Raw genomic sequence first — 12,727 nt, 5'->3', positions numbered from 1 at the left:
ACCAGCCAATATTTCGTGTGGAATTGCAGGAACGATATAGGCTCGTGTGAAATAAACCGCAACAATGGATGGAATCCCAAAAATAACAGCCGTTTTGACGTTCACCAAACCTTTAATAAAATAGGAGAAAGACCCCACAACGCTTGTTGCTCCTACAATAAAAAGAGAATATGCTGTTGCCAATACAGCATCTATCCGAAAAAGATATACCAACATAGGAACCGTAAGAATACTACCACCTCCTCCGATTAGTCCAAGGGCGATTCCTATAAAAATTGAAGCTATATATCCCGCTATTTCCATATTCATTATCAAATTAACGAGGACAAAAATGCGGAGATTATTTGAGATCTACAGTTACTTTGGTTACATAAGGATAATCTTGTTTCTGCCGAGTTTCAGTACTTTGTTGTCTTCCAACTGTTTTAGTAAACGAGACACCACTACTCTGGCAGTTCCTAATTCATTAGATAGTTGCTCGTGGGTGATATTTATAACAGAATTTTTGGTAAGTTCTTGTTTTTTTTGTAGTAAAGCTAAAAGTCGCTCGTCCATCTTTTTGAAAGAGATGGCATTGATAATTTCCAATAGTTCCTCAAATCGTCTATGATATAATCTGAAAATATAATCCAACCACTCAGGATGCTCTTTTATAAACAGAGAGGCTTTATCCATCGGCAGGAACAATATTTCAGCATCTTCCTCCACCTCAGCCCTCACTTTACTGGTGTCATTATGCATTCCTCCTAAAAAGGACATCACGCAACTCTCTCCGGCTTTGATATAATAGAGTAGCAGCTCCCTTCCATCATCTTCGGTTCGGATGACTTTTATCATCCCTTTGGTGACAATGGGAATGGAGTTAATGTAGGCATTTTCATTTACGATAATCCTTCCTGCCTCAAAACTTTTTTGTATGCTGTATTGATACAGTTTTTCAACCAACTCAGGCGAGGTTCTAAACTCTGTAATTTGTTGTAAATCTTCCATAGGCAACGTTTGTATTTGACGAAAATTGTCATAGCTGATTTGTTCTCTCCTCTTGTGTGGCTCTTTTCACAACAAAATTACGAAGAAGTCTGAATTTGCTCGTAATAAATTGTTTTGATAATTCCGTCAGCCAAACCGATGCGTGGTACATGAATGAGTTTCGCACCACTCCATTTCATTGTGTTGATATAGATAGACATTGCGTGAAGGATAACGTCCGCACGATCTGGATTAAATTCTAACACCCGAATTCGCTCTTCGTAGTTGAAAGAAGACACGTATTTGGCATAATCTTTTAAGTATTTCAAAGACAAAGGTTGTCTTTCTCGTTTTCCTGAGTTTTTGAATATTTTATTGATATTTCCTCCTGAACCAACGGCTTCAATTTTATCGTATTTTTTTGTGTTCTCTTGAATCCATCCCTTGACTTCGTTCCACATTTTGGAGCTGACCATATCGTCCAAAAGTCGTACGGTTCCAATAGGGAACGAACGAGCGTTCTGAACTTCGCCGTTCGCAAAGACAGTAAATTCAGTACTTCCTCCTCCAACATCAATGTACAGATATGATTTTCCGTCCTTTATCAATGAATGTATGTCGGTTGAAGCAATGATTTTGGCCTCTTCACTTCCATCTATAATATTGATTTTCACACCTGTACGCTTAAAAACTTCGTCAGAAACAGCTGCCCCATTAATTGCTTCACGCATTGCTGAGGTAGCACATGCCATATATTTTTCTACCTTATTAACTTTCATCAACAAACGGAAAGCTTCCATGGATTCGGCAAGTCGGTCGATGTTTTCTTCCGAGATTTTTTTATCAAGGAAAACATCAGCCCCCAAACGTATTGGCACCCGTACTAAACTGTTTTTTCGGAAAAGAGGTTGCTCAGATTCTGCTTCTAATACGTTCATAATCAATAAACGAACTCCGTTTGAACCAATGTCAATTGCGCCTAATTTTCGTATGTTCATAGCAATATATTTTTGAGAAATAGTGGTATGCAAATATACATTTTTTTTGTGAATTATCTACTTCCATTTCTCAACTGTATTTTTACGGCTTCGTAATTTCGGTGGATTGCTTCATTATCCATTCCAAGTTGCATTGCCTTTTCAAAAAGAGTTTTAGCTTGTTGATAATCCGATTGTTCGCTACGAAGTAATGCCAAAAAGTAGTAAATCTGAGGGTTATTTGGTTCGTGGGTTAAAGCATCATTGAGTTGCCGAGCTGCCTGGTCGTTCTGTCCAACGCCATTGTAGAGCATCGCTAAGTTCAACCGTATGTGGTTGAGTGATTTATCCTTGCTAACAGCCCGTTCATAGAATAAAATTGCCTTTGCATTATCGCCCAACAGGGTGAAATAATCTCCTGCAGTAGCACTTCCTAACGGAAAATCGGCTTGTGAAAGTACAAAGGTTTCATATTCTTGTAATGCAGGTTCGAAAGCAGGGAGGTGCATCTTTGCCCATTGTCCTCCTTTTTGTGCTAACACCAAATATGCTGTTGCCAATCGTACTGACTTTACTTCATCAGAAAGCAAAGGAAATAATTCGTTTTCATAGGACTGTATTGGAAAATTTCCCAAAGCAAGTACAGCCCGATAACGCGTCTGAGGATCAGCACTATACAATTCTTTTTTGATAAGCTCAAAACTCTGCTGTGTGTGTATGCCACTAAGATAATGAACGGCTGTTGCTCGGATAATGTTAGGTGTACTGCTATTATTCAATAAAGCCTCTAAATGTTGTAGGCTATACGTTTTTTGATCACTCCCTCGTACTAAATCTTCTGCAAAATGAGGTTTTCGTTCCTTGCCATACCACTGTTGAACGGCTGTTGCTGCCCACTTTGCTGTTTTGTCCGTATGGCAATCGTTACATGCATTGGGAACGTCATATTTTGCAGATAAATCGGGTCGTGGCACTGAAAAGTTGTGGTCATGGCGAACATCATTGCCCATATACGTACGCGTTGGCATGTGGCATACTCGGCAGTCAGAGGCTTCCGAATTAGTCGGATGAAACGTATGTTTTGACGTTCCGTAATCTATTGTATGACATTGCAGACAAAGCTGATTGCCAACTGCTCTTATTTTGCCAGAATGAGGAAAATGACAATTGGAACACCTAATCCCATAGTGAAACATTTTACTTTGCAAAAATGAACCATATTTATAAACCTCATCAAAAGCCTGTCCATCAGCGTAGTAAATGTTTTTTGTAGGGATTTCTGGAATATATTCATCCATAATTTCGGTTGAAAAGGAATGAAACTGACTTGTTTCGCCTCTACGGGAATGACAAGGCATACAACTGTTTAATTCAGCTATTTGGTCTGTGTTTTTTCCTAAACGAATGAACAGTTCCTTGGATTTTTCAGCTTGGTAGTTAGCACTTTTTACAAAGTCAATGTGTTGTTTTCCCGCTCCATGGCAACTTTCACAACCCACAGTAAGTTCACTGTAGGATGTTTGATACGTATCAGAAAAAGCATCGTAATTCTTCTCTAAATTAGTGCTATGGCACGAGGCACACATCAAATTCCAATTCTGGGAAGCGTTCGTCCAATGGAGATAATCATCATGAGGAATTTTTTGTCCTGCATACTGATGAAACCACTGATTTTTTTGACTATCCCAACTCTGCCGAAAAACTTGCATTTTGCCTCCTTCGAATTTCGTAATATACTGTTGAAGTGGATAATAACCAAAAGTGAAAACTATTTCAAAATCTTGATAAATGCCATTTTTCCCTTCGGTATGGATATAAAACTTACCGTCTTTTTTGAAGAATCGAGAAGTGATACCATCAGCGGTATAGTTCACATCATTGAAATTACCCAAAACAGTGGAGTCCGTAGCGTGTTGCATCGCTTTGAAATGGTCGGACATTTTCCAATCAGCAAACGCCTGTGGATGACAATCCCTACAATTTTCAGAACCTACATACAATGATTTATAATCAGTTATGTTATTTTCAATAGAAATGTACTCTTTTTTATCATTCCCCAAAAAAACATATCCCAAGAGAGTTAATACCACTAAGGAAATGAAAAGATATATGACGTGCTTTCGATTCATCGACTTGATTGCGTTACTTTTGTTTTTAAACTCAAGATATTACATTCTTATGCTGAATTTCTACTTGCGTTGATATTTCCGAACAGTGAGCGAATAACCATTTTCTCATAGAGTTCCGTACTTCCTTCACCATTTTCTATTTTCATAAGTGCGTACTGTTGAATACTTAATAACGGCAACACTATTTTTTCACGAATTTCTACTGAACGACGACTTAGCGGTTCTTGTTCTTGCAGGATTTTTTGTTCCGTGAGTTCCAATGTTAGCTGTTTTGACAATAAAAACTCCTCATGTAGTTGATTCCAAAAATCACCAAATTTCGGATGGTTTTTCATGTAATAGGTCAACGGAAAGTAACTCTTGTTCATACTCATCATGGAGTTAAGAATCAATGTTTTAAAGAAATCTGAGCTTTTGTATAATTTTTTTATACTTTCGAATTTCCCTTGTTTTTTTAGTTCAGATAAAGCATACCCCAATCCAAAAAAGCCTGGAATATTCTGTTTAAGTTGAGCCCATGAGCCTACAAATGGAATAGCACGTAAATCTTCGAATTTCATTTCTCCATCACTACCTCTTTTTGATGGACGACTTCCAATGTTAGTGCGTCCGTAGTACTGTAACGTACTCATTTTCTGAAGATATGGCACAAACATAGAATCAGATTTAAGCTGTGAATATCGCTTAAAACTCAAATCTGCTAATGCTTTCATGTAGAGGCGTTCCTGCTGATTGATGTCCTTTTTATCATTTTTAAACACTTCATTATCAATACCTGCTGTTAGCAATTGTTCGAAATTGTAACGTGCTTGATCTTTATTTCCGAACACACTCGTAATGGTTTGTCCTTGAATGGTGATTTCTATTTTGTGATTAGCTATAGAGCTTCCTTGCGAAGCATAAAAATCGTGCGTTTTTCCGCCTCCTCGGGCTGGTGGGCCTCCGCGTCCGTCAAAAAAAATCGGTTTAATGTCAAATTTTTTGGAAATAGCTGTAAGTCGCTCTTTAGTCTCGTAGATTTCCCAATTTGCTTTTAAGTAACCTCCGTCTTTTGTACCATCGGAAAATCCTAACATAATAGTTTGTGATTTACTTCGATGTACTAAATGCTCTTGATAAACAGGATGTTGATAGAGTTTTTCCATTACCTTCTCTGAAAGATCTAATCCATCTATAGTTTCAAATAGTGGAATAATATCGACATTGATTTCATCAGGTTGGTATCCACAAATTTTGAAAAGAGCATACACATTCAACACATCTTTAATATGTTCCGAATTCGAAATGATATAACGATGGAGCCCCTTTTCACCATTTCGTTGTTGGATTTCTTTTATGCCGATAATGGAAAGTAAGGTCTCTTTGGTAATTCCCTCAAAATCATGGATTGATAATTTAATGTTGTTACTCAAAAGCCAATTGAATTTTTCTTCAAAAGTCATTTTTTGAGCTTTTTCTCCTGCATATTTTTCCGTGATTTCATCGATGACTTGCTGGTGGATACGACTGTCCTGTCGGATGTCCAACGAAGCAAAGTGTGTTCCGAAAATTTTCACTCGATCGCTAAATTCCAAAAGCAGATTCAAGAAAACACTATTATGTTCTTCTTTTAATATGGTCTCTGCCTTTGAAAGTCTCTCTAAAATGTGTTCTACGGAAATGATTTTTTTCTCGTGAACGGCAGTGTAAATAGAAAGACTTAATTCGGTAAGAATTTCAGCAATCCCTCTGAAACTGAGTCTCCTTCTAAGTTTTTTTAGATGCTCATAGTAGCATTTTAAAATATTGATACGCAATTCTTCAGCAACCTGTAGCGTTATTTCTGCTGTAACGAATGGATTTCCGTCACGATCGCCACCTGGCCAAAATCCTAATTGAACAATATTTGGATTAATGGTTCCGAAATAGGTTTTCAGATTGGAGTAGAGTTCTCCGATGGCATCGTAATAGACATACCGTAGGTAGTAGATGATGCTGGTAGCTTCATCCAAAGGGGTAGGACGATCTTTATTCACAAAAGGGGTTTTTCCTAATTGTTGTAACAGCATATCTATCTCATTAGTAGAGTCTTGCAAAATGGCAGAACGCAAATCGTGCAAAATACGTTGCACAGAACTGGGGTAGAACTGAGTTGGGTGTGCCGTAAAAACCACTCTTACCGCGAAATCTTCCATTTTTTTTCTAACTTCTTCCAATTTTTGTGATTGGACACTTTTTTCATAGAGATGTAAAATGGTTCCTAAGTCCTTATCCGAATGCAGTTGAGTAAAAGCTGCATCTTCTACACTATCGAAAAGAACTACCTGTCTTTCAATATATTGTATGATAGTAAACAGCAAATCTGCCTTTTGTTTTTCAGTTTGAAGGTTGGTATGATTTCTGAAAAAGGTTTCGATGATTTCCTCAGGAGTTTTACCTTGCTCGTATCCGATTTTGCTTTCTTCATATAAAAAAGGCAAAAGCATACCTATGTTCGTCATCTTGTCATACGGTAAACTCATAAACAACGAGTTGTAGATTTGATATTTATTTTCAACAAGTTGTCTAAATTTTTCGGTCAATTGTTCGTTTCGCATTATTTTCTGTAATGTAGTGTTTTTAGAAGATGAGTGTTGTTAAATACGTTGCAAAGATACGATATTTTTATACTTTTAGCTCATCCAATAGGCAAACATTTCAGAGAATATCATTCATGTAAAGATAAAGAATATCGTCTCAAAGAGAGAAAAGAAAAACAGTACAGATTTCGGCTCTGTACTGTTTTTTGATGATTAAACTTTTTATTATAATAATTCTTCAATCAATTCTTTAATTTTAGGAGCTGATGGTTCAGGTGCACTCGGGGAAATTACCTTTCCTTTTTTGTCAATCAATATAAAACGAGGAATTGAATTTATAAAATACGCGTCATAGAAATCAGATTTATTTCCTCCCCACAATTGAATTCCTTTCAATTGATGTTTTTCTAAGGCTTGTTGCCAATGCTCTTTCTTTATATCTTTTGAAATACTAACAAAAACCACTTCTTTACCTTTAAAGTCAGCCTCCAATTTCTTTAAGTATGGAATTTCTGAAATACAAGGTCCACACCACGAAGCCCATACGTCAATATAAACCAATTTTCCTCTAAAATCTTCGAGCGATACTTTTTCTCCTTTTTCATTTTCAAATGAAAACGATGGTGATTTACTTCCTTTTTTGATACTTTTTTCGGTATTTAGAAAAATGTATTCGCATTCTTTACGAAGCTTCTCACTTGCCGAATTCTTCATTATATAATTATAAATGAGCTCGTTATTAGGATTTCCGTGATCAATAAGGTCTGAAATAGCTTCTTGATAAGCAGCTTTTATGTTCTGCGAACGAACTTTTTCGGTCTTATCAATAAGTTGTTGAACTTGTTTGGTGTCATTAGGGTTGGTTAGCAAACTTAATAGCTTACTCATAACCAATTTTCGGTATGTATTTACTTTTTCAAATTCATCAGCATTGTCGTAATCAATACTTTTTTCTTCTTCAAAGAAATCTGCTGGAACTTTGGTCTCTTTAAATGATTTTCGATGCATTTGATTAGCTCTGGGGTAGTGCACAAGCATTTGTACAAATGCATATTTACTCCACTTTTCCTCATTTTTACGGATAGGTTCAAAAGAATGTGATTTCCACTGTTTTTCCCAATTTGCAAACAGTTCTTTAAGTTTGTTTTTAAATACATCAGGTTTTTCTTTATAGATATTTCCATCGTAGTGCGTATTAAAGAATTTTTCTTTGTCGATATAGAAATGCGATATAAAAGCATCATTCCCTGATATAATTTCCTTTACATTCTCGGTGGGTTCAGTCAAATCAAGAACGATATCAGAATTTTCACGAAGTGCAACGTTAAAGCCTTTTGAAAATTTGACTTCGTACATTTCATATGTTTCACTTTTGATATGGAGCGTATCGCGAAACTCGGCATTTTCATTAGGTCTGATAATTTTTCGTACTTTACTTCCGTCTTCTACGAGTATCAAACTATTATCTTTACCAGCAGTTTTGCCAGAAATCGTAGCAACTTTTGTTTGTGAGTGAACGGTTCCAATAGTGGCTAATAATGAACAAATTAAAAAAGTATAAATTTTAAACGTTCCGACAAAACTTTTTGTTTCTCGTAACTTTGAATTCTCAATAAATTGCAAATTGTTTGTAATGCCCATATACTCTATTTTTTGTAAATGATTATTAAATATTTTTTCAATCGCTTAAAAAGTGGATTTATAAAAACATGAAATATACGCTTTATACTCAAAGCAACAGTCCGCAATTTATAATTTTTTTTTTGATTGTCAAACAAAAATTAAACCTTTGAGTCCTTTGCAAGATCCTCTATTTCCTTTTCTTAACTGGTTTTAAATAATTTTTGAACCGATTTTTTAGAAAATCACATATTTAAAAACATAAAAATAGATGATTTTCATCATTTTTTGTCCCTTTTTTGGGACTATTTTAAGCAAAATCTCTCATTTTTGAGCTTTTTTTCATTAAAAGGCAGGAAGTATCTCCATCTTCGGACTTTGCTTCAGATTGTAGGCAATAGCTTCCAAAATATGTTGTGTGTGTACTTTTGCTAAGCCTTTGAGCCGTATGCCACCCACGCCAAACCATTACTGTCCACCGCAATTTGTTTTTTGTATCCGAAATAAGTCTTTGTGCCTTTTTTGAGCCATCTCGCTTCTTTATCTTCCCCATCTTCAGCTACTTCCTTGAAAAAATGGTCTTGTTTCTCAACTTCTTCCTCGGGAAATTCACCCGAGGCGGAAAGCCCTTTTTGATAATGTTCATCGATGATAGCGGAAATGGGTTTCCAATCGATGATGGTATCGACTTATGCGTAAAAAGAGCCTTTTCGGGTGCGTCTTTCTACATCGTAAGCAGCAAAGGACAACGGATAGGGTTTTGGTGCGTTTCATAAAATAAATATATGAAATAACCATCTAATATTCAGATAATTAACAAGTATTTTTTAAGGAAATTTGCCTTGCAAAGGTCTCAAAATATACTGACATGTGCTTTTTGAGGAAGAAATAAAAGCTATAAACTATGATATTTGTACGTAATTGCTATACTAAATCATTGAATATTTTTTTAAAAATAATAAGTTGTTTATCTTTGTCCTCTTTCATAGTTGTTTATCAATGAAGGAAGATATACTATGGCATATAAAAAGTAAATTATGAAAAACATGAAGATACTTTTAGTTGATGACGAACCCGATATTTTGGAAATTGTGGGCTACAATTTGGAGAAAGAAGGGTTTCAGTTGTTTTCAGCAAAAAATGGAATTGAAGCTATCAAAATTGCTGAAAGAGAGCAACCTCATTTAATTCTGATGGATGTAATGATGCCCGACATGGATGGTATTGAGGCTTGTGAACGCATCCGTAGAAACACAAATTTGTCAAGAACGGTCATCGCGTTTTTAACAGCCCGAGGTGAAGATTATTCTCAATTAGCAGGTTTCGAGGCAGGAGCCGATGATTACATTACAAAGCCTATCAAACCCAAAGTGCTGGTTAGTAAGGTGAAGGCTTTATTGCGTCGTTTTAGTGTGGAAGAGGAAAAAGTGACTTCACTTTCTATTGATAACTTGGTTATTGACCGCGATGAATACAAAGTAATCCGTAATAATGAAGAGATTATTTTACCTCGTAAAGAGTTTGAATTATTGTGGTTATTAGCTTCACAAGCCAATAAAGTTTTCAAACGCGATGACATTTTGGATAAAGTTTGGGGAAGTGAAGTGGTTGTTGGTGATCGTACGATTGATGTACACATACGTAAATTGCGTGAGAAAATCGGTGAGAATTATTTCAAAACGATCAAAGGTGTAGGGTACAAATTGGTAGTTAAGGAATAATATTAACGTGCGAAAACTAAAAAAATCATATCGTTTTGCTCTAAAATCATCCGTGATGATAACAACTCTTTCGAGTGTTTTGCTTGGAATTGTCATTTTCTTTTTTGATAATATTCCGTTCTTAGGGCTAATCCCATTTGCTACGCTACTCTTTGCAATATGTTTCTTCACCTTGCAATATCGCGTTGAGAAATTTATTTACAAACGTATCAAAAAAATATATCAAGATGTCTCTCTTTTAGAAAGTACGAGTTTTAAAGATCAAGTCATTACCACGGACATAACTACGTTAAGTCAAGAAATCAATCGGTTTGCACATACCAAAAAGATGGAAATTGAAGATTTGAAAGATCGTGAAAATTATCGAAAGGAATACATAGGCAATATTTCTCACGAATTGAACACCCCGCTTTTTACCGTTCAAAGTTATATTCTTACCCTCTTAGATGGAGCTGCCGAAAACAAAAATATACGCAAGAAATATCTCTCACAAGCAGCCAAAGGAGTTGAACGTCTGATTTATATAGTCAAAGACCTTGAAATGATTTCAAAATTAGAAACAGGAGAACTCAATCTTCACTATGAAAAAATTAATATCGTAGAGTTGATACAAAATGTGTTTGATATGTTTGAAATGCAGGCTGCTGAGCGAGATATCTCCCTTATTTTTGACCAGAAATACGAAAAACCTCTTTATGTATATGCTGATAAAGAACGAATTCAGCAAGTACTAACTAATTTGGTTGTCAATTCAATAAAATACGGAAGACACAATGGAACTACGGAGGTGAGTATTGAAGATATTTCTAAGAAAAAAATTATTATTCGCGTAACAGACAATGGAGAAGGGGTAATTAAAGAAAATATTCCGCGTTTGTTTGAGCGATTCTACAGAGTCAAGAAAAGTGGCAATCGCCGAGAAAGTGGCTCAGGATTAGGGCTTTCCATTGTAAAACATATTATTGAAGCACATAAGCAAAAAATTTATGTCGACAGTGTGTTTGGAGTAGGTTCTGAATTTTCATTTACGTTAGACAAAGTGATCTTTCAATCTGCAGAGAAAGATACTTAAAAAGGTTGTCTAAAAATTCAGACAACCTTTTTACGAAAGATAAATACTAATAACTATAGAATGTTCTGCAAATCTTTATTCACTTCTTTAACCGCAGCAGCACTTTCATTGAATTTTGCTTTTTCAGCGTCGTTCAATTTTACTTCAACGATTTTTTCAACACCATCTTTACCGATGATTACAGGAACTCCCAAGCAAATATCTGACTGGCCATATTCTCCATTAAGCATTACCGAACAAGGGAACATTTTCTTTTGGTCACAAGCAATCGCTTGAACCAAAGCCGAAACTGCAGCACCTGGAGCATACCATGCGGACGTTCCTAACAATTTGGTTAAGGTAGCACCACCTACTTTAGTTTCTTGAGCTACACTTTCTAATTGATTTTCAGTTAAAAATTCAGAAACAGGTACACCGTTGCGAGTTGCCAAGCGAGTAAGTGGAAGCATTCCTGTGTCGCTATGAGCTGCGATTACCATTCCGTCTACGTCCGAAAGTGGACATTCCAAAGCTTCTGCCAAGCGATATTTGAAACGAGCACTGTCCAAAGCTCCTCCCATTCCGATAATTCGGTTTTTAGGTAAGTTAGTAGCTTTATGAACTAAATAAGTCATGGTGTCCATAGGATTACTCACCACAATCACAATCACGTTTGGTGAGTGTTTTACCAATTGTTCTACTACTGATTTTACGATGTTTGCGTTGGTTCCGATAAGCTCCTCACGAGTCATTCCTGGTTTGCGAGGAATTCCAGAGGTGATCACGGCTACGTCACTTCCTGCTGTTTTTGAATAATCATTGGTAGCCCCTACAATGCGTGTGTCAAATCCGTTTAGAGGAGCGGTTTGCATCAAATCCATAGCCTTACCTTCAGCAAAACCTTCTTTGATGTCTACTAAAACTACTTCTGAAGCAAAGTTTTTAATTGCAATGTACTCAGCACAGCTTGCTCCAACAGCTCCTGCACCTACAACTGTTACTTTCATATTGTGTATATTTTTTTAAATTGTTACGTTACTAACTTCAACAGAGACCAAAGATACGAAAAAAATTACAGCAAACAATTTTTAAAGCAGTTTTATCTAAGGGCATTCCATCCTTTCGCTATAATTTCTATCGGTTCGCCCATTCGGGTAATTAGATTCTTTCCTGTATCTTTATGAGTGATATATCCAATTACGCTCAAATTTGGATTTCCTTTGATTTTGTCGTAATCCTTTTGTGAAATAGTGAATAGTAATTCATAGTCTTCACCTCCGCTCAAAGCAATGGTCGTACTATCCAAATTGAACTCCTCGCACGTACTGATAACTTGCGGGTCTAACGGAATTTTATCCTCGTACAAGCGACAACCAACATTTGATTGTTTACAAATGTGTAATATTTCGGAGGATAATCCATCACTAATGTCCATCATGGCAGTAGGTTTTACGCCCAACTCTTTCAGCAACAGGGGGATATCTTTCCTTGCTTCAGGTTTCAACTGACGTTCAATGATGTAGGAATACATATCCAAATCAGGTTGTGAATTCGGGTTTACCTGAAAAACAGCCTTTTCTCTTTCCAGCACTTGTAGTCCGAGGTAAGCACCGCCTAAATCTCCTGTAACCACCATTAAATCATTTTCTTTAGCGCCATTTCGATAAACAATATCACCTTCATCAGCCTCGCCTATGGCTGG

Annotated in this window: 12 protein-coding genes; 3 read left to right on the top strand and 9 right to left on the bottom strand. The window is 36.3% G+C overall.

What is annotated here, in order from left to right; all coding sequences use genetic code 11:
* The 7 genes from CCAND38_RS09570 to CCAND38_RS12015 all read right to left on the bottom strand — a co-directional run.
* On the bottom strand, window positions 1-303 hold a 303-nt coding region (locus CCAND38_RS09570), incomplete at its 3' end, for a TSUP family transporter (RefSeq protein ID WP_042345056.1).
* 63 nt (window positions 304-366) lie between these two features.
* Entirely contained in the window at window positions 367-990 is a 624-nt protein-coding gene (locus tag CCAND38_RS09565) for a Crp/Fnr family transcriptional regulator (protein WP_042005374.1), read from the bottom strand.
* Window positions 991-1,067: 77 nt separating this feature from the next.
* Window positions 1,068-1,967 (bottom strand): Ppx/GppA phosphatase family protein, encoded by a 900-nt coding sequence (locus tag CCAND38_RS09560; RefSeq protein WP_042345054.1) that lies wholly within the window; start codon window positions 1,965-1,967, stop codon window positions 1,068-1,070.
* 53 nt (window positions 1,968-2,020) lie between these two features.
* Complete coding sequence (locus CCAND38_RS09555; RefSeq protein WP_042345053.1) at window positions 2,021-4,075, bottom strand: multiheme c-type cytochrome; 2,055 nt, start codon at window positions 4,073-4,075, stop codon at window positions 2,021-2,023.
* A 47-nt stretch (window positions 4,076-4,122) separates the two neighbouring features.
* Window positions 4,123-6,651, bottom strand: a complete 2,529-nt coding sequence (locus CCAND38_RS09550; protein WP_042345052.1) for a phosphoenolpyruvate carboxylase — start codon at window positions 6,649-6,651, stop codon at window positions 4,123-4,125.
* A gap of 207 nt (window positions 6,652-6,858) precedes the next feature.
* Window positions 6,859-8,274, bottom strand: a complete 1,416-nt coding sequence (locus CCAND38_RS09545) for a TlpA family protein disulfide reductase (RefSeq protein WP_052458228.1) — start codon at window positions 8,272-8,274, stop codon at window positions 6,859-6,861.
* Between the two features lie 289 nt (window positions 8,275-8,563).
* The gene (locus CCAND38_RS12015) at window positions 8,564-8,806 is read right to left on the bottom strand and encodes a hypothetical protein (RefSeq protein WP_042345051.1); all 243 of its coding nucleotides are present in this window, start codon (window positions 8,804-8,806) and stop codon (window positions 8,564-8,566) included.
* Window positions 8,807-8,828: 22 nt separating this feature from the next.
* Here CCAND38_RS12015 and CCAND38_RS11670 point away from each other — a divergent pair, with 22 nt between their 5' ends.
* From CCAND38_RS11670 to CCAND38_RS09530, 3 genes are all read left to right on the top strand, one after another.
* On the top strand, window positions 8,829-9,029 hold the full coding sequence (locus CCAND38_RS11670; RefSeq protein WP_156129794.1) for a hypothetical protein: 201 nt from the start codon (window positions 8,829-8,831) through the stop codon (window positions 9,027-9,029).
* Window positions 9,030-9,290: 261 nt separating this feature from the next.
* Complete coding sequence (locus CCAND38_RS09535) at window positions 9,291-9,974, top strand: response regulator transcription factor (protein ID WP_042345049.1); 684 nt, start codon at window positions 9,291-9,293, stop codon at window positions 9,972-9,974.
* 55 nt (window positions 9,975-10,029) lie between these two features.
* Window positions 10,030-11,046 carry a sensor histidine kinase gene (locus CCAND38_RS09530; RefSeq protein WP_042005381.1) on the top strand — a complete coding sequence of 339 codons (1,017 nt, stop codon included), beginning with the start codon at window positions 10,030-10,032 and terminating at the stop codon, window positions 11,044-11,046.
* A gap of 53 nt (window positions 11,047-11,099) precedes the next feature.
* On the opposite strand, the gene mdh is transcribed toward CCAND38_RS09530, so the two are convergent.
* Both mdh and CCAND38_RS09520 read right to left on the bottom strand, forming a co-directional pair.
* Window positions 11,100-12,032, bottom strand: coding sequence for a malate dehydrogenase (gene mdh / locus CCAND38_RS09525; protein ID WP_042005382.1), 933 nt, complete (start codon window positions 12,030-12,032; stop codon window positions 11,100-11,102).
* A gap of 92 nt (window positions 12,033-12,124) precedes the next feature.
* Window positions 12,125-12,727: thiamine-phosphate kinase (locus CCAND38_RS09520; protein ID WP_042345048.1), on the bottom strand; the 603-nt coding region annotated here is incomplete at its 5' end.

The sequence above is a fragment of the Capnocytophaga canis genome (genome assembly GCF_000827555.1).
GTDB classification, from domain to species: domain Bacteria; phylum Bacteroidota; class Bacteroidia; order Flavobacteriales; family Flavobacteriaceae; genus Capnocytophaga; species Capnocytophaga canis.
This window is presented reverse-complemented; position numbering and strand designations above follow the sequence as displayed.

Excerpts from the sequence above, each read along its gene's own strand:
- CCAND38_RS11670 (WP_156129794.1), top strand. The coding sequence starts at position 8,829 with ATGGTCTTGTTTCTCAACTTCTTCCTCGGGAAATTCACCCGAGGCGGA.
- CCAND38_RS09560 (WP_042345054.1), bottom strand. The coding sequence starts at position 1,967 with ATGAACATACGAAAATTAGGCGCAATTGACATTGGTTCAAACGGAGTT.
- CCAND38_RS09550 (WP_042345052.1), bottom strand. The coding sequence starts at position 6,651 with ATGCGAAACGAACAATTGACCGAAAAATTTAGACAACTTGTTGAAAAT.
- CCAND38_RS12015 (WP_042345051.1), bottom strand. The coding sequence starts at position 8,806 with ATGGGGAAGATAAAGAAGCGAGATGGCTCAAAAAAGGCACAAAGACTT.
- CCAND38_RS09555 (WP_042345053.1), bottom strand. The coding sequence starts at position 4,075 with ATGAATCGAAAGCACGTCATATATCTTTTCATTTCCTTAGTGGTATTA.
- CCAND38_RS09535 (WP_042345049.1), top strand. The coding sequence starts at position 9,291 with ATGAAAAACATGAAGATACTTTTAGTTGATGACGAACCCGATATTTTG.
- CCAND38_RS09565 (WP_042005374.1), bottom strand. The coding sequence starts at position 990 with ATGGAAGATTTACAACAAATTACAGAGTTTAGAACCTCGCCTGAGTTG.
- mdh (WP_042005382.1), bottom strand. The coding sequence starts at position 12,032 with ATGAAAGTAACAGTTGTAGGTGCAGGAGCTGTTGGAGCAAGCTGTGCT.
- CCAND38_RS09545 (WP_052458228.1), bottom strand. The coding sequence starts at position 8,274 with ATGGGCATTACAAACAATTTGCAATTTATTGAGAATTCAAAGTTACGA.
- CCAND38_RS09530 (WP_042005381.1), top strand. The coding sequence starts at position 10,030 with ATGATAACAACTCTTTCGAGTGTTTTGCTTGGAATTGTCATTTTCTTT.